The organism is Kitasatospora sp. NPDC032121 (genome assembly GCF_055580145.1).
In genome coordinates, this window is record NZ_JBVILX010000004.1 from 424,005 (window position 1) to 443,461 (window position 19,457).

General features: G+C 72.4%; 16 protein-coding genes. 7 read left to right on the top strand and 9 right to left on the bottom strand.

Annotated features, from left to right (window positions below; genetic code table 11):
* Positions 1 to 257 precede the first annotated feature (257 nt).
* Positions 258 to 1,847, top strand: a complete 1,590-nt coding sequence (locus ACZ5OX_RS15835) for a chitinase (protein WP_465630346.1) — start codon at positions 258 to 260, stop codon at positions 1,845 to 1,847.
* Between the two features lie 248 nt (positions 1,848 to 2,095).
* Here ACZ5OX_RS15835 and ACZ5OX_RS15840 read toward each other — a convergent pair whose 3' ends face one another.
* Positions 2,096 to 2,848: a prepilin peptidase gene (locus tag ACZ5OX_RS15840; RefSeq protein ID WP_465630347.1), complete on the bottom strand. Its 753-nt coding sequence runs from the start codon at positions 2,846 to 2,848 to the stop codon at positions 2,096 to 2,098.
* A 231-nt stretch (positions 2,849 to 3,079) separates the two neighbouring features.
* Here ACZ5OX_RS15840 and ACZ5OX_RS15845 point away from each other — a divergent pair, with 231 nt between their 5' ends.
* On the top strand, positions 3,080 to 4,294 hold the full coding sequence (locus tag ACZ5OX_RS15845) for a pyridoxal phosphate-dependent aminotransferase (protein ID WP_392873777.1): 1,215 nt from the start codon (positions 3,080 to 3,082) through the stop codon (positions 4,292 to 4,294).
* A gap of 187 nt (positions 4,295 to 4,481) precedes the next feature.
* Here ACZ5OX_RS15845 and ACZ5OX_RS15850 read toward each other — a convergent pair whose 3' ends face one another.
* Positions 4,482 to 6,308, bottom strand: coding sequence for a phosphoenolpyruvate carboxykinase (GTP) (locus ACZ5OX_RS15850; protein WP_465630348.1), 1,827 nt, complete (start codon positions 6,306 to 6,308; stop codon positions 4,482 to 4,484).
* A gap of 284 nt (positions 6,309 to 6,592) precedes the next feature.
* Between ACZ5OX_RS15850 and trhA the strand changes: the two genes are divergently transcribed.
* A complete protein-coding gene (gene trhA / locus ACZ5OX_RS15855) occupies positions 6,593 to 7,267 on the top strand; it encodes a PAQR family membrane homeostasis protein TrhA (RefSeq protein ID WP_449791164.1) in 675 nt (224 codons plus the stop codon).
* Here the strand turns inward: trhA and ACZ5OX_RS15860 are convergent.
* The 3 genes from ACZ5OX_RS15860 to ACZ5OX_RS15870 all read right to left on the bottom strand — a co-directional run bounded on the left by ACZ5OX_RS15860 (position 7,238) and on the right by ACZ5OX_RS15870 (position 9,902).
* Positions 7,238 to 7,897, bottom strand: a complete 660-nt coding sequence (locus ACZ5OX_RS15860; RefSeq protein WP_465630349.1) for a hypothetical protein — start codon at positions 7,895 to 7,897, stop codon at positions 7,238 to 7,240. The two genes, trhA and ACZ5OX_RS15860, sit on opposite strands and share 30 nt — an antisense overlap.
* Before the next feature lie 419 nt (positions 7,898 to 8,316).
* Positions 8,317 to 9,207 (bottom strand): hypothetical protein, encoded by an 891-nt coding sequence (locus tag ACZ5OX_RS15865; protein ID WP_465630350.1) that lies wholly within the window; start codon positions 9,205 to 9,207, stop codon positions 8,317 to 8,319.
* 8 nt (positions 9,208 to 9,215) lie between these two features.
* Complete coding sequence (locus ACZ5OX_RS15870) at positions 9,216 to 9,902, bottom strand: papain-like cysteine protease family protein (protein WP_465630351.1); 687 nt, start codon at positions 9,900 to 9,902, stop codon at positions 9,216 to 9,218.
* 300 nt (positions 9,903 to 10,202) lie between these two features.
* On the opposite strand from ACZ5OX_RS15870, the gene ACZ5OX_RS15875 reads away from it, so the two are divergent.
* Positions 10,203 to 11,135, top strand: coding sequence for a hypothetical protein (locus ACZ5OX_RS15875; protein WP_465630401.1), 933 nt, complete (start codon positions 10,203 to 10,205; stop codon positions 11,133 to 11,135).
* A 157-nt stretch (positions 11,136 to 11,292) separates the two neighbouring features.
* Here the strand turns inward: ACZ5OX_RS15875 and ACZ5OX_RS15880 are convergent, their stop codons facing one another.
* A complete protein-coding gene (locus ACZ5OX_RS15880) occupies positions 11,293 to 13,332 on the bottom strand; it encodes a thioredoxin domain-containing protein (RefSeq protein ID WP_465630352.1) in 2,040 nt (679 codons plus the stop codon).
* A 144-nt stretch (positions 13,333 to 13,476) separates the two neighbouring features.
* Positions 13,477 to 15,087 carry an AMP-binding protein gene (locus ACZ5OX_RS15885; RefSeq protein WP_465630353.1) on the bottom strand — a complete coding sequence of 537 codons (1,611 nt, stop codon included), beginning with the start codon at positions 15,085 to 15,087 and terminating at the stop codon, positions 13,477 to 13,479.
* Positions 15,088 to 15,267: 180 nt separating this feature from the next.
* Between ACZ5OX_RS15885 and ACZ5OX_RS15890 the strand changes: the two genes are divergently transcribed.
* Genes ACZ5OX_RS15890 through ACZ5OX_RS15900 form a run of 3 tightly spaced genes read left to right on the top strand, consistent with a single transcriptional unit; the run spans position 15,268 to position 18,510 of the window.
* Positions 15,268 to 15,732, top strand: a complete 465-nt coding sequence (locus tag ACZ5OX_RS15890) for an acyl-CoA thioesterase (RefSeq protein ID WP_449791170.1) — start codon at positions 15,268 to 15,270, stop codon at positions 15,730 to 15,732.
* The gene (locus tag ACZ5OX_RS15895; protein WP_465630354.1) at positions 15,729 to 17,291 is read left to right on the top strand and encodes a class I adenylate-forming enzyme family protein; all 1,563 of its coding nucleotides are present in this window, start codon (positions 15,729 to 15,731) and stop codon (positions 17,289 to 17,291) included. Before ACZ5OX_RS15890 ends, ACZ5OX_RS15895 begins: the two co-directional genes overlap by 4 nt.
* Position 17,292: 1 nt before the next feature.
* The gene (locus ACZ5OX_RS15900; protein WP_465630355.1) at positions 17,293 to 18,510 is read left to right on the top strand and encodes an MFS transporter; all 1,218 of its coding nucleotides are present in this window, start codon (positions 17,293 to 17,295) and stop codon (positions 18,508 to 18,510) included.
* Here ACZ5OX_RS15900 and ACZ5OX_RS15905 read toward each other — a convergent pair.
* Complete coding sequence (locus ACZ5OX_RS15905; protein WP_465630356.1) at positions 18,446 to 18,958, bottom strand: hypothetical protein; 513 nt, start codon at positions 18,956 to 18,958, stop codon at positions 18,446 to 18,448. The genes ACZ5OX_RS15900 and ACZ5OX_RS15905 overlap by 65 nt on opposite strands.
* A complete protein-coding gene (locus tag ACZ5OX_RS15910; RefSeq protein WP_465630357.1) occupies positions 18,925 to 19,296 on the bottom strand; it encodes a hypothetical protein in 372 nt (123 codons plus the stop codon). The genes ACZ5OX_RS15905 and ACZ5OX_RS15910 overlap by 34 nt, the downstream gene beginning before the upstream one ends.
* Positions 19,297 to 19,457: the final 161 nt, after the last annotated feature.

The following is a 19,457-nucleotide window of genomic DNA, read 5'->3' on the forward strand; positions in this document are numbered from 1 at the left end:
GGGATCGTCCGGACGGGCGAAGGGCACGTCGCGCGGCCCCAGGGGCGCGGACACGGAACGGTCTCCGAATCCTTAACGGAACCGTAAGCCGTCCTTCCGATGCTTGACGACCAGCAATGGTCTAGTCCAGCTTTTGATCCGGGACGGAACGATCCTCCGGCTCCGCCCCGCAGGCTCACTTCGGACCTCCCCTCCCCCACACGCGGCCGCCGCGCCCCCCACCGCGGCGGCCGCTCCTCCCCCAGGAGCGTCGCCCCATGGCCCGTACGCTGAACCAGCCCTCGCACAAGCGCCGGCGCAGCCCCCTCCCGGCCGTCGCGGCCGGTGCCACCGCCCTCGCCCTGGCCGGCGGCGGCCTCGCCCTCTTCGCCGGCGGTGCCAGCGCGGCGGTCGGCAACCTGGTCGGCAACGGCGGCTTCGACGGCGGGCTCGGGGGCTGGACCTGCACCGGCGCCGCGACCACGGTCTCCTCCCCGGTCCACTCCGGCACCGGCGCGCTCCAGGCCACCCCGGGCGCCGGCGACACCGCCGAGTGCACCCAGACCATCAGCGTGCTGCCCAACACCAGCTACACGCTGAGCGCCTGGGTCCAGGGCCCGTACGTCTACCTCGGTGCGCGCGGCACCGGCGGCACCGACCCGTCCGCCTGGTCGAACCAGAACAGCTGGAACCAGCTGTCCACCACCTTCACCACCGGGGCGAACGCCACCAGCGTCACCGTCTACCTGCACGGCTGGTACGGCCAGAGCGCCTACCTGGCCGACGACGTCGCGCTGGTCGGCCCCGGCGGCACCGGTACCCCGTCGCCGACCGCGACCCCCACCACCACGCCGACGGCCACCGCCTCCCCCACGGCGACCGCGACACCCACCCGGACGGCGAGCCCGACCCCCACCGCCACCCCGACCCCCACTGCCACGCCGACCGGCACCACCCCGCCGGCCACCGGTCTGCCCGCCCACGTGGTCACCGGCTACTGGCAGAACTTCGACAACAACTCGACCGTGCAGCGGCTGGGCGACGTCCAGAGCGCCTACGACATCATCGCGGTGTCCTTCGCCGACGCCGTGCCGACCAGGACCGGCGCGATCAGCTTCACCCTGGACCCGGGCCTGTCCAAGGCGCTCGGCGGCTACACCGACGCCCAGTTCCGCGCCGACATCAAGGCCAAGCAGGCGGCCGGCAAGAAGGTCATCCTCTCCATCGGCGGCCAGAACGGCGCGATCACCGTCGGGGACGCCACCGCCGGCGCCAACTTCGTCGACAGCGCCTACGCGATCATCAAGGACTACGGCTTCGACGGCATCGACGTCGACCTGGAGAACGGCGTCCAGGCCGGCCCGCTCGGCGACGCGCTGCACGCCCTGCAGGCCAAGGTCGGCCCCGGCTTCGTCCTGACCATGGCCCCCGAGACCATCGGGATGTACAACACCTCCGGCGCCTACTTCCAGCTGGCGCTGAAGACCAAGGACATCCTCACCGTCGTCAACACCCAGTTCTACAACTCGGGTGGCATGAACGGCTGCGACGGCAAGGTCTACACCCAGGGCACCATCGACTTCATCACCTCGCAGGTCTGCACCCAGATCCAGGGCGGGCTGCGGCCGGACCAGGTGGGCATCGGCGTCCCGGCCTCCACCAAGGCGGCGGGCGGCGGCTACGTCTCGCCGACCGTGGTGAACAACGCGCTGGACTGCCTGGCCACGGGCAACAACTGCGGCAGCTTCGTGCCGCCGGCCAAGTGGCCGACCATCCGCGGTGCGATGACCTGGTCGACCAACTGGGACGTCAACAACGGCAACGCCTTCTCCAACGCGGTCGGCCCGTTCGTCCACAAGATGCCGTAGCGGCGCTCGGCCGCGGTCGGCTCACGGCCGCGGCCACCGTCACCGCCACCAGAGCTCAACTCCCCCCGGCGCGCCGCTCCTTGAGGGTGGGGCCTGCGCGTCGGCGGCGGGGCCCGTCGCACCGACCGGTGCGGCGGGCCCTTCCGTTCTCTCCCCTCATGACCGCCGTCCCGTTGTCACCGCCGTCACCGCCGTCCCGTCCACAGGCGCCGGGGGCGCTGCCGGGTCCGGCGCCGAGGGGCGCGCGCTCACCGCGCGAGGACCGCGACGAGCGCCCCGAGCAGCAGGAACGGGCCGACCGGGACGTCCAGTCCGCGCACCGGACGGCGGCGGGCCAGCGCGGCGGCGGCCCGCAGGGTGCCCCACAGCCCGGCGAGCACCATCGCGGCGAACAGCCCGCCGAGCGCCACCGACCAGCCGTACCAGCCGAGCAGCCCGCCCAGGGCGAGCCCGAGCGGGGAGTCCCCTGGGCCCAACGCGCCCAACCAGACGGCCAGTTCGAGCACGCCCCCGACCGCGAGCGCGGCCAGCAGGCAGCGCAGCGCCACCGCGGGCCCCGCGCTCGGCACCGCCGCCAGCAGCAGCGCCGTCACCCCGCCGAGCAGCGGCACGGTCAGCCGGTACGGCAGCCGTCGCACCCGCGCGTCGACGAAGCCGAGCGCCACGCCGAGCGTCGCCGCCCAGGCCAGCGCCAGGGTCACCACCACCAGCCCGTCCGCCGCGTACGCCACCGCGACGGCGACCGCCACCGCGACGCCCTCCACCGCCCAGGGGCCGGCGCCCAGCCGCTCCCGGCAGCCCGGGCAGCGCCCGGTCGGCGGCAGCAGGCGCACCGCGCGGCCGCACGCCGGGCAGCCGTCACACCACGGCTCGCCCTCCGGCACCGCGAACCGGGCGATCAGCCCGCGCAGCGGCGCGGCCGCCAGCAGACCGACCAGCACCGCCACCGGCACGACCGGGACCATCGACGCACCCCCCACCTCGACCTCCTCGACCGACACGTCGGGCACATCCTCCCGCGCGGGGCGCCCGGGCGGTGTGCCGTCCGTCTCGTTCCGCGCGGGAGTACGCCGGCGCCCCTCGCGTACAGGAGCATTCCGGACATTCGACTGCTGGTTCGGAAGGCCGCCCGCCACCCCCGCCTGCCGATCCAAGGGGGCTGCTCAGACCCTCGGAAGCACCCCTCCGAAGGCCCACCGCACGGGCCCTCCGTACCCCTAAAGTAGGCGGACATGCAGGTCATCCAGTCCAGCAAGCTCGCCAATGTCTGCTACGACATCCGCGGCCCGGTGCTCGACGAGGCGATGCGGCTGGAGGAACAGGGCCACCGCATCCTCAAGCTCAACACCGGCAACCCGGCCACCTTCGGTTTCGAGGCGCCCCCGGAGATCCTTCAGGACATCCTGCGCAACCTCGCCGACGCCCACGGCTACGGCGACTCCAAGGGCCTGCTCTCCGCCCGCCGCGCGGTGGTCATGCACTACGAGGAGCGCGGACTGCACGGCCTGGGCGTCGACGACGTCTTCCTCGGCAACGGCGTCTCCGAACTGATCCAGCTGGCCATGACCGCACTGCTGGACGACGGCGACGAGGTGCTCGTCCCGGCCCCGGACTACCCGCTGTGGACCGCCTCGGTCTCGCTGGCCGGCGGCACCGCGGTGCACTACCGGTGCGACGAGCAGTCCGAGTGGTACCCGGACCTCGCCGACATCGAGTCCAAGGTCACCGACCGGACCAGGGCCATCGTGGTGATCAACCCGAACAACCCCACCGGCGCGGTCTACCCGCGCGAGGTGCTGGAGGGCATCACGGAGATCGCCCGCCGGCACGACCTGGTGGTCTACGCGGACGAGATCTACGACAAGATCCTCTACGACGACGCCGAACACGTCCCGCTGGCCACCCTGGCCCCGGACCTCTTCTGCGTCACCTTCAACGGACTGTCCAAGGCGTACCGGGTCGCGGGCTTCCGCTCCGGCTGGATGGTGCTGTCCGGCGACCGGCACCGGGCCCGCAGCTACATCGAGGGCCTGACCGTGCTCGCCTCGATGCGGCTGTGCGCCAACATGCCCGCGCAGCACGCGGTGGCCGCCGCGCTCGGCGGGCGGCAGTCGATCCGCGACCTGGTGCTGCCCGGCGGCCGGCTGCACGCCTCGCGCGACGCCGCGTACGAGCTGCTGAACCGGATTCCGGGGGTCAGCTGCGTCAAGCCCAAGGGCGCGCTGTACGCCTTCCCCCGGCTGGACCCCAAGGTCCACAAGATCAAGGACGACGCCCGGATGGTGCTGGACCTGCTGCGCTCCCAGCGCATCCTGCTGGTCCAGGGCACCGGCTTCAACTGGCCCGAGCCGGACCACTTCCGGCTGGTCACGCTGCCCCGGGCGGAGGAGATCACCGACGCGGTGACCCGGATCGGCGACTTCCTCGGCGGTTACGTCCAGCAGTAGGCGGTCGCGTCCGGCCGCGGACGGACGTCACCGGCCGCGTCCGCGAAAACACTACGGCCGGAGCTCCGGCCCGGGCGATCTCCTTGGTCGGGGAAAGATCGCCCGGCGGAACTCCGGCCGTCCTGCCGCTCGGCGGGGCGCGCGGTTCGTGCCGCGCGCCCGCCTCTCTCGCGGCTGAGGCTCAGGCTCAGCCGAGACGCGCGACGAGGTTCCGGTACTCGTCCCACAGCTCCTTCGGGGTGTGGTCGCCGAAGGTCTCCAGGTGGGCCGGCACGAGGGCGGCCTCCTGGCGCCAGATGTCGGCGTCCACGGTGAAGAGCAGGTCGAGGTCCTCCTTGGACAGGTCCAGGTCGCCGAGGTCGAAGCCCTCGACGGTCGGCAGCACGCCGATCGGGGTCTCGACGCCCTCGCCGGTGCCCTCCAGGCGCTCGACGATCCACTTGAGCACGCGGCTGTTCTCGCCGTAGCCGGGCCAGACGAACTTGCCCTCGGCGTCCTTGCGGAACCAGTTGACGTAGTAGATCTTCGGCAGCTTGGCGGCGTCGGCCTGGGCGCCGACCTTCAGCCAGTGGGCGAAGTAGTCACCCATGTTGTAGCCGCAGAACGGCAGCATCGCGAACGGGTCGCGGCGCAGCTCGCCGACGGTGCCCTCGGCGGCGGCGGTCTTCTCGGAGGCGATGTTGGCGCCGAGGAAGACGCCGTGCTGCCAGTCGAAGGACTCGGTCACCAGCGGGACGGCGGTCGCGCGGCGGCCACCGAACAGGATCGCCGAGATCGGCACGCCCGCCGGGTCCTCCCACTCCGGGGCGATCGTCGGGCACTGCGCGGCCGGGACGGCGAAGCGGGCGTTCGGGTGGGCGGCCGGGGTGCCGGACTCGGGGGTCCAGTCGTTGCCGCGCCAGTCGGTCAGGTGCGCCGGGGGCTCCTCGGTGAGGCCCTCCCACCACACGTCGCCGTCGTCGGTGAGGGCGACGTTGGTGAAGACGGTGTTGCCCCAGAGGGTGTCGATGGCGTTGGCGTTGGTGTCCACGCCGGTGCCGGGGGCGACGCCGAAGAAGCCGGCCTCGGGGTTGATGGCGTACAGGCGGCCGTCGGCGCCGAAGCGCATCCAGGCGATGTCGTCGCCGATCGTCTCGACCTTCCAGCCCGGGACCGTCGGCTGGAGCATGGCCAGGTTGGTCTTGCCGCAGGCCGAGGGGAAGGCGGCCGCGACGTACTTGGCCTCACCGTTGGGCGGGGTGAGCTTCAGGATGAGCATGTGCTCGGCCAGCCAGCCCTCGTCGCGGGCCATGGTCGAGGCGATGCGCAGCGCGTAGCACTTCTTGCCGAGCAGGGCGTTGCCGCCGTAGCCCGAGCCGAAGGACCAGATCTCCTTGGTCTCCGGGAAGTGCGAGATGTACTTGGTGGTGTTGCACGGCCACGGCACGTCCGCCTCGCCCTCGGCCAGCGGGGCGCCGACGGTGTGCACGGCCCGGACGAAGTCGCCGTCCTCGCCGAGCTGGTCCAGCACGGCCTGACCCATGCGGGTCATCACGCGCATGGAGACGGCGACGTAGGCGGAGTCGGTGATCTCGACGCCGTACGCGGCCAGCGGGGAGCCGACCGGGCCCATCGAGAAGGGCACGACGTACATCGTGCGGCCCTTCATCGCGCCGCGGAAGAGGCCCTGCTCGCCCTGGAACAGCTCCCGCATCTCGGCGGGGGCCTTCCAGTTGTTGGTCGGTCCGGCGTCCTTCTCCTGCTCGGAGCAGATGAAGGTGCGGTCCTCCACGCGCGCCACGTCCGTGGGGTCCGAGGCGGCGTAGTAGGAGTTGGGGCGCTTCTCCTCGTTGAGCTTCTTGAAGGTGCCCTGAGCCACCAGCAGGTCCGCGAGGCGCTGGTACTCCTCGTCGGAACCGTCGCACCACTCGATGCGGTCCGGCTGGGTGAGCTCGGCGATCTCGCTCACCCAAGCGAGCAGCTGCTTGTGGCGGGTGGGCGCGGATGCGCTGAGAGCAGAGATCTCGTACGACACGATCGCTCCGTTTCACGCCATCTCGGCGAGGAGACGGCGTCGCGGGGGTCTGAGGGTGCTTGCAGCGTAGCTCCGGACCCACGGCCGGAACGCGGCGAAGCGTCGAAATTGACGCATCTTTTACTACAGCTAGTATGATTACTGGCGAGTAACACGCCACCCGAACCCCGGACGGAGTGTGCGGCGCCACACTTCAATTACTCCAAAACGTCCAACGGTGATGATCGCCACTTCCTACGCGTCAGTAACCTACGGATCCGTAGGTAGCGGGTAGCATGCTGCGCATGACTGCTGCTGCGCTCGCGGAGAGTGCACTCACGGAGAGCAAGCCGAAGTGGCGCGGCTGGCTGCACGCCGGGATGTTCCCCGCCACGGTGGCCGCCGGGATCGTGCTGATCTGCCTGGCCGACTCCACGCCCGCCAAGATCGCCTGCACGATCTACTCGGTCAGCGCCTGGCTGCTGTTCGGGGTCAGCGCGGTGTACCACCGCTTCGACTGGGGACCGCGCGGGGACGCCGTGCTGCGCCGGCTGGACCACGCGAACATCTTCCTGATCATCGCCGGCACCTACACGCCGTTCACGATGCTGCTGCTCGAGGGCGCCGCCCAGCAGCTGCTGCTCTGGGCGGTCTGGGGCGGCGCGCTGGCCGGGATCGCGTTCCGGGTGTTCTGGGTCGGCGCGCCGCGCTGGCTGTACACGCCGGTGTACCTCGCGCTGGGCTGGGCCGCCGCCTTCTTCCTGCCGGACTTCCTGCGCACCGGCGGCGTCGCCGTCCTGGTGCTGATGATCGTCGGCGGGGTGCTCTACAGCATCGGCGGCGTGGTGTACGGGCTCAAGCGGCCCAACCCCTCACCGCGCTGGTTCGGGTTCCACGAGGTGTTCCACGCCTTCACCCTGGGCGCGTTCATCGTCCAGTACGTCGGCGTCTCACTGGTGGCGTACAGCGCGGCCGGCTGACCCCGGCGCACCCCGACGGGCGGTCGAACGGTCCACGGACCGGCCGGCCGCCCGTTCCGCCGTCCAGGGCCGCTCGTACGGGGCCCGGATCTGCGGACGGCGCGAGTAGGCCGGGTGGTCGGCGCCACCGGGCTCCGACTGCGGGCCCCCGTCCTGCAGCAGTCCGTGCGCGTGGTGCAGCTCGCCGTGCGCGCCGTGCGGCTCCCCGTGCGCGCGGTGGAGCTCGCCGTGCGACTCCCGGGAGGGCTCGGGCGACGGCCGGTGCGGCTCGCCCGGCACGCCGGGCGGGGTCGGGAACGTCGCGGACCCGGAACGCCGGACCGCGCCGGCCGAACGGGCCCGCGCCTCCCGGGCGTCCAGCGCCTCGCGGGCCCGGCGGCAGCGCTCGCAGTGCGCGGCGTCCGGGGTGCCGCGGTGCGGGCGGTGCCGGACCGGGGCCGACCCGCCGTGCAGGGCGCGCCAGCGGCGGGCGACGTAGACCATGAGCAACACGGTCTCGATCCCGGCGACCGCCAGGACCAGCGGGGCGCCGTCGATCAGATAGGCCGCGACCACGGCCAGCGCCGATCCCACCACCACCGCCGAGCCCCACACCTGGGCGCTCATCTGCTTGTCGTCCGCGTCGGCCACCTCGGTCCCCTTTCCCGGTGCCGGGCTCGTGGTCGGCTCCCGCCGCCCCACCTCTTCTCCGCTCTCGGCACGCGTCGGCCAGCACTGACCGATTGCCACATGGTATCTACCGTCAGTCATGGCCGACTGCCCAGGGGCGGCGAACGACAGATCAACGTTGCGTCAATTCCTCGTGCGGAAGCAGCACTTCCAGGACACATCACGGAGCGTGTCCGAGCCCTGCCGCCACACCCGGGCCGGCGGCCGGAACCGGGGCCGCCCAAGGCCTCCCCGGGAACGCCGGGACCCGGCCCTCGACCGCCTGGTCGAGAGCCGGGTCCGACACTCCCGCTGTTCTCTTGCGCGCGCGTGGCCGAGCTGTGTGTACGGCATGGGCGGCGGGCAGCGAGCCCGGCCCGACGACCGGGCCCCGCCCGCCGTCAGCCGCGTCGGACGCCCGCCCTCCGCCGCAGCACGGCGCCCGCGCCCACCAGCGCAGTGGCCCCCAGGGCGGCCACCGCCGTCACGGCCGGTAGCGGCGAACCGCCGCGCGCGGCCGCCGCCACGGGCTGCGACACCGCCTCGGGCCGAGCCGCGGCGTCCGCCTCGTAGCCGCCGCCCCTGCCCGCCCGGTCGTACGCCGAGCCGGGCAGCTTGTCCCCGTACCGCTGGTGCACGAGCTGCTGGTACGCGGCCAGCGTGACCCCGCCCGCGCCCACCGAGCGCAGGGCCTCGTCGTCCAGCGGCAGCACCCGGCCGTCGCGCAGCACGTACCAGGCGTTGACCTGCGGCTCGCGGAAGGCGGTGCCGCCCCCGCTGCCCGCCGCCTTCGCCGCGTAGTCACTCTCGTCACCGCCCGAGGCGATGTTGACCACCTTCCAGGCCCCGCCCTGCCGGACGGTCCAGACCGAGGCGCTCTGCCCGTCCGCCGCGACCACCTTGCTGGCGGTGAACTCGGCCTTCGCCACCGGTGCGCCCGGGGTGCCGGCCACGAAACCGGGGTCCAGGAGGTACACCGGCACGGTGTCGCCGGCCAGCCGCGGCGCGGCCGCGCTCGCCGCCCGGGCCTCCTCGGCGGCGCCGATGGTCAGCTGCCGGGTCGGCGGGACGCCCTTGCGGGCGAAGAAGTGGCCGACCTTGTCGAGGACGGCCGGGTCCTGGACCGCGCTGCGGGCCTGTGCCAGCTCGGCGGCGGGCACCGGGTCCGGGGCGGACGGGGAGTCCGCGTACGCGGCCGGGGCGAGCGCCGACGCGAGGCCGGCGGTGAGCAGGGCGGCGGCGACGACGGTGACGGTGGTGGCGGCCCGACGGCGGCCCGTGGTCTCGGTCATGGTCGCCCTCACGCGCCGATCCGGTACAGGGAGTGGGTCCACGAGAACGTGGAGTTGTTCACGTAGTACCAGTAATCCGCCCAGTTGTAGCGGTAGTTGGAGGGCCACGGGTCGCCCCAGTAGACCCAGTTGTTCCCGGTGTCGTAGCCGTACAGGACGTGCATGTGACCGCCGCCCGAGCTCCACTGGATGCGCGTCTCGATCGGACGGTCGGCGTTCACCTCGGACTGCACGGTGCCGTAGTTCAGGTACCCGTTGACGTACGAGCCCGGGTTGATCCCGACCCAGTTCAGCCCGTTCTGCACATCCGCCAGCGTGGCCTGGCTGTTGGGGCAGGAGGAGTTGGCGGCCCGGCCGAACGCGGCGTTGCAGAACTGGTTCTGGCTGTAGTTGTAGCCGAACCAGGTGGCGATGGTGTTCCCGCTCGCCGCCCAGCACCAGTTGGTCTGCTGTTGCTGCTGCATGGTGATGTTGAGCTTCTTGTAGGTGCCGGCCAGGTCGGCCGTGCTGCCGGGCGCGGCGGCCTGGCGGACCTGGTGGGCGGCCCGGTCCTGGTGCGCGGCCGGGGCGGCGATCGCGGGTGCGGCGGGGGCGGCGATCGCGGGTGCGGCCACCGCGGCGGTGAGCGCCGGGCCCAGCACGCCGAGGGCGAGCACGGAGACCGCGCGGCGCAGCCGTATTCGTGGAACTGGCATGGGGGAAGTGCCTCCTTGCACGAGTGGAGCGAGGTGCCGTGTGGGGGCGCGGTCCGGATCGCGCCCCGAGCATCACCTCTCGTCAGGTACGGGTCAACGGCTCTCGGTGGGGCCAGGAGCGAGGTGTGAACGGACGGGCGCGGATGTGAACGGCGCCCGCGAAACCCCCGCGCAGCAGGCCGGCACCGGTGACAAACCTCCGTACCGATGTGAATATTCACGGTCAAAAGCCGGTGCGTCCCGAACCGTTCCCCGAACCGTCCCCGAGCCGGACCCTGCCCCGCCCCCCAGGAGGCCGCCATCCACAAGAGCGACCCAGCCGACCTCGCCACCGCCCTGCGCACCGGCCCCTTCCACCTCGCCCTGCGCACCGCGATCTCCACCCGGGGCCTCGCCCTGCACCGCGTCCGCCGCCACCTCGCGCTGCGCGGCGTCAACATCGGCCTCACCAGCCTCAGTTACTGGCAGCAGGGGCGCCGCCGACCGGAACGCGCCGAGTCACTGCGCGCCGTCGCCGCCCTGGAGGACGTCCTCGACCTGCCCGAACACTCCCTCACCCGGCTGCTCGGCCCCCGTCGCGCCGCCGACCCCGCCCCGACCGGCCCGCCCGTCCGCCCCTACCGCGACCTCATCTCCCCCGCGGTGGCCGTCGACGGCCTGCTCGCCACCCTCGCCGGCCCGCGCGACACCGGGCTGCACACCATCACCCACATCGAACGCATCCGGGTCGGCCCCGACCGCCAGCTCGCCCGCCGCGACTCCCAGCACGCCCTGCGCGCCCACCGCGACGGCATCGACCGCTACCTCGCCCTCTACCAGGGCGACCCGGGCAGCGACATCACCCGCGTCGGCGTCCGCGCCGAGGAGAACTGCCGCCCCGGCCGCATCCGCCGCGACCAGGCCCATCACCTGCTCGCCGCCGAACTCCTCCTCGACCGCCGCCTGCGCGCCGGCGACACCCACCTGCTCGGCTACGGCTTCGACGACGCCCCCTCCCCCGAGCCCAGCTGCGAGTACGTCCGCGGCTTCAACGCCGGCGCCGGCCAGTACGTCCTCCAGGTCACCTTCCACCCCGCCGCCCTCCCCGTCCGCTGCCACCGCTTCGCCCGCCACTCCCCCGGCGCCGCCCCGTACGAGACCGAGGAGCTCACCCTCGACGGCCACCACTGCGTCCACCTGGTCGCGACGGCGCTGCGGCCGTGCCTGCTGGGCATCCGCTGGGACTGGGAGTGAGGGGAGCCGGTGGCGATGGTGAGCAGGACGGTGTTCTCGGCGGGGCGGGCGGCCAGGAAGGCGCCCGCCCGGTCGCGGAACTCGTCGAGGGAGGTGCTGAAGGTCCAGGTCATGACCCATGGTGGGCCAGGCCCGGACCGGTGCGCCAAGGATTTGCCTACTCGACCGCCGTGCCCAGCTTCTCGGCCAGCGCCGCCGGATCGGTGGTCGGGGCGTCGCAGGCGAAGTGCCGGCAGACGTACGCCGCGGGCGCCCCGCCGATCAGCGGCCGGTCGGCCAGCAGCGGCACCTCGGACTCCCCGGGCGCGCCGACCGCGACCACCGCCCCCGGCGCCGTCCCGAGCAGCGCGGCCCGCCGCAGCGCCGCGGTGGCCGGGTCGCCGTCCGGGCCGATCACGGCGACCTCGCGCGGCCCGTCGAGCAGCGCCTCGGCGACGGCGAGGCCCCAGCCGATGAACCGCGGTGCCCGGCCGGCGAGCGCGCCGACCACGCCGAGGGCCCGCTCGGCGGCCGTGCGGTGCCGGTCGGAGCCGGTGTACGCGGCGTAGGTGAGCAGCGCGCCGGCGGCGGCCGTCCAGCCGGACGGGGTGGCGTTGTCGGTCGGGTCCTGCGGGCGGCGGATCAGCTCCTCGGCGTCGTCGGCGGTGTCGTAGAGCGCGCCGGAGGCCTCGTCGGTGAAGTGCTTGAGCACGGTGTCGAGCAGGCCGCCCGCGAGCTGGAGCCAGGAGGCCTCGCCGGTGACGGCGTACAGCGCGAGGAAGCCCTCGGCGGTGTCCGCGTAGTCCTCCAGCACACCGGCGTTGGCGCCGGGCCGACCGTCCCGGGAGGTGCGCAGCAGCCGGCCTTCGGGGGTGAGGTGGACGGCGAGCAGCAGGTCGGCGGCGCATTCGGCGGCCTCGACCAGGTCGGGGCGGTCCAGCAGTGCGCCGGTCTCGGCGAGCGCGGCGATGGCCAGGCCGTTCCAGGCGGCGACCACCTTGTCGTCCCGGGCCGGGGCGGGCCGGGCCGTCCGGGCCTCGGCCATCCGTGCCCGGATCGTCTCGTACTCGGCGAAGTCCTCGGGGTCGGCGAGGAGTTGGAGCACCGAGGTGCCGTGCTCGAAGGTGCCATCGGCGGTGACGGTGAACAGCCGGGCGGCGGTGGCCGCGTCGGCGGGGCCCAGCAGGTCGACCAACTGGCCGGGTTCCCACGCGTAGTACGCGCCCTCGGCGGTCTGCCCGGTCTCCTCGTCCAGGCTGTCGGCGTCCAGCGCCGAGGCGAACGCGCCCTCGGGCGTGCGGAGTTCGCGCAGCAGGAAGTCCGCCGTGGACAGCGCGACCCGGCGGGCGAGGCCCGATCCGGTGGCCCGCCACAGGTGCAGGTAGGCGCGCAGCAGCAGCGCGTTGTCGTACAGCATCTTCTCGAAGTGCGGCACCACCCAGCCGGCGTCCACCGCGTACCGGGCGAAGCCGCCGCCGAGCTGGTCGTGGATGCCGCCGCGGGCCATCGCCTCGCCGGTGCGGACGGCCATCTCCAGCGCCGCCTCCGAGCCGGTCCTGGCGTGGTGGCGCAGCAGGAACTCCAGCACCATGGCCGGCGGGAACTTGGGCGCGCCGCCGAAGCCGCCGCGGTTCTGGTCGAAGTCCCGGCTGAGGGTCACCAGCGCCTGGTGCAGGTCGGCCTCGCCGGGCGGGTGGTGGGCGCCGGCCGAGTAGACGGCGGCCCGCTCGGCCAGCTCGGCCCGGATCCGTCCGGCGACCTCGCCGACCTCCTGCCGCCGGTCCCGCCAGGCGGCGTCCACGCCCTCCAGCACCTGCCGGAAGGACGGCATGCCGTGCCGGGGCCGCGGCGGGAAGTAGGTGCCGAAGTAGAACGGCTCCTTGTCGGGGGTGAGGAACACCGTCATCGGCCACCCGCCCTGCCCGGTCGCGGCCTGCACCGCCTCCATGTACACGGCGTCGACGTCGGGCCGCTCCTCCCGGTCCACCTTGACCGCGACGAACCGCTCGTTGAGGTACTCGGCGAGCTCGGCGTCCTCGAAGCTCTCGTGTGCCATCACATGGCACCAGTGACAAGCCGCGTAGCCGACCGACAGCAGCACCGGCACGCCGCGCCGCCGCGCCTCGTCGAAGGCCGCCTGCTCCCAGGGCCACCAGTCGACCGGATTGTCGGCGTGCTGAAGCAGATACGGCGAGGTCACACCAGCCAACCGGTTCATGCGACCCAGCCTCTCACAGTGCCCCGAGCCCGACGGCGGAACCCACGCGTGTCCGTCCGCTCGGCCACTGTCCGCTGTCCGCTGTCCGCTCAAGCGCCATCACCCGGTGGACGGGGATCGCCCCGGTCGGGCTCCCCGTGCGGCTCACTTCCGCAGGGCGCTGCGCAGGAGCTTTCCGGTGTTGCCGCGCGGCAGGTCGGCGGTGAACTCGATCGCGCGCGGGTACTTGTACGGCGCGATGTCGCTCTTGACGAAGGACTGCAGTGCGGCGACGAGTTCCTCTCCCGGCTGGTGGTCGGCCGCGAGCACCACGTACGCCTTGACGATCTCGCCGCGCGCCGGGTCCGGCGCGCCCACCACCGCGCACTCCGCGACGGCCGGGTGCCGCAGCAGCGAGTTCTCCACCTCGGGCGCGGCGATGTTGTAGCCCGAGCTGACGATCATGTCGTCGGAGCGCGCCTGGAACCAGAAGTAGCCGTCGGCATCCTTGATGAAGACGTCACCGGTGAGCGTCCATCCGTCCCGGACCTGAGCTCGCTGGCGGGGGTCCGCCAGGTAGCGGCAGCCGGTCGGGCCCTTCACCTGCAGCAGGCCCGGCACTCCGTCCGGCACCTCGGCCCCGCTCTCGTCCACGACCCGCGCGCGGAAGCCCGGGACCGCCCGGCCGGTGGCGCCCGGCCGGATGTCCTCGTCGGCGACCGAGATGAACACGTGCAGCATCTCGGTGGAGCCGATGCCGTCGACCAGCCGCAGCCCGGTGGCCCGCTCGAAGGCCTGCCAGGTCGCGAGCGGGAGCGTCTCGCCGGCCGAGACGCACAGTCGCAGGCTGGCCAGGTCGTAGTCGTCCAGGGTGTCCAGGACCCGGCGGTAGGCCGTGGGCGAGGTGAAGAGCACGTTCACCCGGTGCCGGGCCACCGCCCGGAACAGCTTGTCCGGCGTGGTCTCCTCCAGCAGCAGACTGGCCGCGCCCACACGCAGCGGGAAGATCAGCAGACCGCCGAGCCCATAGGTGAAGCCCAGCGGCGGGCTGCCGGCGAACAGGTCGGTCGGCTCGGGCCGGAGCACCCGGGCGGAGAAGGTGTCCGCGATGGCCAGCACGTCCCGGTGGAAGTGCACGGTGGCCTTCGGCACACCGCTGGTACCCGAGGTGAAGGCGATCAGCGCCACGTCGTCGGCTGCCGTCGGCACGGCCGGGAACACGCCCGTACGGGCCTTGGCCTGCCGCCCGAGCTCGCCGCCGTCGTGCACGTCGTACCGGACCACGGTCAGGTCGTCCCCGGCCGCGAGCTCCAGTTCCTCGGTGAACCGCTCGTCGCACAGCGCGAACCGCACCTCGGCCTTGGCGATCACCTCGCGCAGCTCGACGGCGCGCAGCAGGGCCATGGTGGTGACGGCGACGCCGCCCATCCTCATCACGGCCAGCCAGCAGATCGCCAGCCACGGCGAGTTGGGCCCGCGCAGCAGCACCCGGTTGCCCGGCCGCAGGCCGTGGCCGTGCACCAGCTCCTCGGCCGTCCGGTTGACCAGCTCGGCGACCTGTTCGTAGGACCACACCGTGCCCGCCTGGTCCAACAGGCAGGGCCGGTCCCCGCCGAACCGGCCGATCGTCCCGTCGAGCAGCTCCGCCGCGCAGTTGAGCCGCTGCGGGTAACGCAGCTCGGGCAGGTCGACGAGGATCTCGGGCCACTCCTCGACCGGCGGAAGACGGTCGCGGGCGAAGGTGTCGACGTGCGCGGATGGGATCGATGCGTCCATGGCTCCTCCGGAGACTTGACGATCCACCCTCGGGTCCGGGAGCGATCAGACATTCGATTCGACCGCTTCCTGCCAGCGGCACGGGCGGGGAATGGCAACTTCCTGCCAGCCGCGAGCCGGGTCGCCGGGAGCCGGGTGAGAGTGGCAGCGAAGATCGAGCTCGGAGAAGGAGAGGCGGTCATGCAGCCGGCCAGTCAAGAACCGGAAGGCCGGCGGTTCCGGCTGGAACGCCGGATCTTCTTCCACCATTGCGACCCCGCCGGCATCGTCTTCTACCCGCAGTACCTGGTACTGCTGAACGAGGTCCAGGAGGCCTGGTTCAGCGGCTGCCTCGGCGTCGACTACGCCGCACTGTTCACCAAGCGCCTGCTCGGCGTGCCGACCGTCCGGCTGGAGTGCGACTTCCTCGCACCCAGCCGCCTCGGCGACAGCCTGACGCTGGAGCTCGCGGTGGAGCGGATCGGCACCAAGTCGCTCACCATCGGCTACGAGTACCGCGGCACCGAGGCCGGCGAGGTGCGTGCGCGGTTCAAGACGGTCCTGGTGTTCACCTCCCTGGAGACGCACCGGGCCGTTCCCATTCCTGACGACATCCAGGCCGGCCTGCGGCACTGGCTCGCGACGAGGGGCGACAGCGAAGAATGAGCAGTGGTCTGCTTGACGACCCCCGACTCGGGGCCGGGAACCTCTTCCGTCTGGCCGCGGCCGCGACCAGAGGCGCCGCGCAGAGCCGGATCGAACTGGACGTGCCGTACCTGACGCTCGACGGCGAGCAGGTGCACGGGTTCACCCTGAACGCGCTGGACGAACTGACCGACCGGGTGGCGGCCGGCTTCCACAACGACGGCATCCGGGCCAAGGATCCGGTGGCCGTCTTCCTCGACGAGAGCGTGCGGTACCTGATCCACTACATCGCGCTGAACAAGCTCGGAGCGATCCCGGTCTTCCTGAACAGCTCGCTGGACCCGGAGACCGCCCGCGCCTTCATCCAGCGGGTCGGCGCCGTGGCCGTGGTCTCGGACCCCGAGCGGCTCGCCAAGGACGCGCTGGACCTGCCGTACTACGAGGCGGACCCGTACTCGCCGGACCAGGTCACGTACTTCCAGCACACCGAGAACGACCCGGTGCTGATCGCCCACACCTCCGGCACCACCGGCGTGCCGAAGGCCGTGCAGTTCAACCACTTCGGCTTCTTCTTCGGCATCAGGCAGCAGGCCGACGCGGACCTCGGCGAGCGCATCCTGTCCGTGCTGCCGCAGAGCCACGCCTCGGCGATCTCGGTGCTGATGTCCGGTGTGCTGCGCGGCCTGGACGTCATGCTCGCCACCGAGCGCTCCCCGCAGCGACTGGTCGAGCGGTTCGCCACCTTCCGCCCGCAGTTGGTGGTCGGATTCCCCAAGGTCTTCGTCGACCTCTGCCGACTGGACCCGGACCCGGCGGACTTCGCCTCCATCTCGTACTGGATGTGCACCGGCGACGCCAACCACGAGCAGCACATCCGCAAGCTGGTCGCGCTCGGCAACCACACCGACCGCTCGGGGCAGCGGCAGCCCGGGTCCCTGTTCATCGACAACTTCGGCTCGTCCGAGTTCGGTTTCGCCATGTTCCGCCAGGTGCACACGCCGACCAGCGACCGCTACGGCCGCTGCATAGGCCGCCCGTTCGCCTGGATAGACGCCCAGGTCTTCGACGACCGGGACGAACCGTTGGGCCCGTTCGCGGTCGGCCGACTCGGCCTCAAGTCTCCTACGGTGACGGCCGGTTACTGGAACAACTCGCTGCTCAGCGAGAAGAACCGGGTGCGCGGCTACTGGCTCACCGGTGACTTCGCCTTCCGCGACGAGGACGGCCGCTTCTACCACGTCGACCGCACCACGGACGCCATCACCACCAGCCGCGGCACGGTCTACAGCACCCAGACCGAGGAGCTGATCCTGCGCAACTTCCCCGAGCTCCAGGACTGTTCGCTGGTGAAGTCGGAGGACGTAGGGAAGCTGGTGCTGGCCGTCGACCTCGCCGACCCGGCCGCCGACCTGGACGGGCTGTTGACGCGGATCAACGAGACCCTGACCGCCGCCGCCCTGCTGCCGGCCGACCGGATTCTCGCCAAGGGGAGCGAGGAGTTCACCGGCGTGACCGGCAAGGCCCTCAAGCGGGCGATGCGCCGGTCCTACACCGCCGACGGACCTCACGGACAAGCCTGACATGGCGGTTGAGAAGACCCTCCGGTCGGGACCGGGAACCCCCGCGGGCATCCCGGCCCCCAGCCGACGGCCCCGGGCCGCCTGGGTCGTGGCCTGGCTGATGTGCACCCTGATCGCGGGCGCCACCGTGCCCACCCCGGTCTATCCGCTCTACGCGCACGAGCTCGGGCTCACCCCGCTGCTGGTGACGGCGGTGTTCTCCACCTACGCGCTGGGCACGCTCTGCACGCTGCTGCTGTTCGGCGGCATGTCGGACCGGATCGGGCGCCGCCCGATCCTGCTGGCAGCCCTCTGTCTGGGCCTGCTCAGCTGCGCCCTGTTCGCCGTCTCGCCCACCCTGCCCGGCATCCTGGGCGGGCGGCTGCTGTGCGGCTTCGCCGTGGGCCTGTCCTCCGGCGCGGCGACGGCCTACCTCGGCGAGCTGCTGGCCGACCGGCGCAAGGCGGCCCTGGTGGCCTCGGCGACCAACATGGCTGGCCTCGGCATCGGACCGATGCTCTCCGGCGTCCTCGTCCAGTACGGCCCCGGCCCGATGCTCCTTCCGTACCTGGCGCTGGCCGCCCTGCTCCTGCCCGGGTTCGCCGTGCTCGCGCTGCCGGAGACCGTCGTCCGCGCCGTCGGCCCGGTCCCCCTCCGCCCGCAGCGCCTGCGCATCCCGGCCGAACACCGGACGGCGTTCGCCTACTCCGCGCTCGCCGCGCTCGGCCCGTTCGCGACGCTCGGCCTGTTCGCCGCCCTGGCCGGCACCTTCCTCCGGGACGGCCTGCACATCACCAACCACCTGATGGTCGGCGTCGCCCCCGGCACCGCCTTCACGGCGGCCGCGCTGGCCCAGGTCTGGGGCAGCAGGGTCGCACCCAGGACGGGCGTCATCGCCGGCATGGCCGTCCTCCCGGCCGGGCTGGTGTCGGTCGTCGCGGCGATCCCGGCCGTCTCGCTGTCGCTCTTCCTGGTCGGGGCGGCGGTCTCCGGCGGGGCCGCCGGATTCGCCTTCCGCTCCGGTCTGGCCCTGCTCTCCGCCAACGCCCGCCCCGACCAGGCCGGCCGACTGGTCTCCGGCTACTTCACCTCGGCCTACCTCGGGCTGTCCCTGCCAGTGGTCGGCACCGGCCTCCTGCTCGGCGCCACCACCCTGCTCGTCACCGCCGCCGTCTTCACCGCCGCGGTGACGGCCATCGCCCTGCTCTGCATCGTCCCGGTCGCCCGCGCCCGCGGATGACGGGGCGCCGGACCGGTTGCCGGGCGGATGGGTCCCACCGGGAACACCCATCAGTGGATCTCGCGGTCCTGCAGCTGGTGCAGGAGGTAGCCGGCGTGCAGCCGGTTCTTCGCGCCGAGCCGCGCATGATCCCGGAGATGTGGCGCTGGCAGGTGCGCATGGAGATCCCGAGGCGACGGGCGATCGCGCGATCGTCGACGCCGTCCACCAGCAGGCTGATGATCATCGCCTTGGTGTCGTCCGACGCTGTCTCCACCATGCTGCGGTCGTAGCCGGGGGACAGCGGCAGCGCGCTCGACCAGGCGAACTCGAAGGCCGCGTACATGAAGTCGACCACGCTCGGATCGCGTACCACCGCCGCGCTCAGCGGATCGTCGCGCAGCTCGATCAACGCGACCGTCCGATCGAAGATCATCAGGCGCGCGAAGTCGTTGCTGGTGGTCCGCACCTCCGCGCCCTGGCCGTGCCGGTGTAGGTGGACCAGAGCCGGTCGGCCTCCCGCTGCCGCCGCGCCAGATCCTGCAGCACCGGTGCCAGCATCCGGATGCGGGCGGCTTCCGGGGGCACCGCCACCAGCCGCCCGGCGTCGGCGGCACCGGCCTGCAGCAGCTTCAGCCCGAGTAATTCCGCTACCGCAACTTTGTATTGACTGTCGGTCAGGTTCAGATCGTGCCCCGCCTCGGCGAGGGTCGGCGGAGAGGACTGCCGGAGCGTGAAGTCGTAGAGGATTTCGACGGATTCGCCGAGCGGCGCACGAACCACGCCCGGAAATTCCCGATTTGACACGTTCCGTCCCTCTGGCGGATTTGTGCAGGCCGAAAGAAGATAGCCCAGGCGGATGGGAAATGGCGTCTGTGGCTGGGCATGCTGGAGTGGTTGCGGTCGATCACGGACCGACAACGAGAAGGACTTGAGGGGGGACCGTCATGAGAATCGTCCGCCAGGTG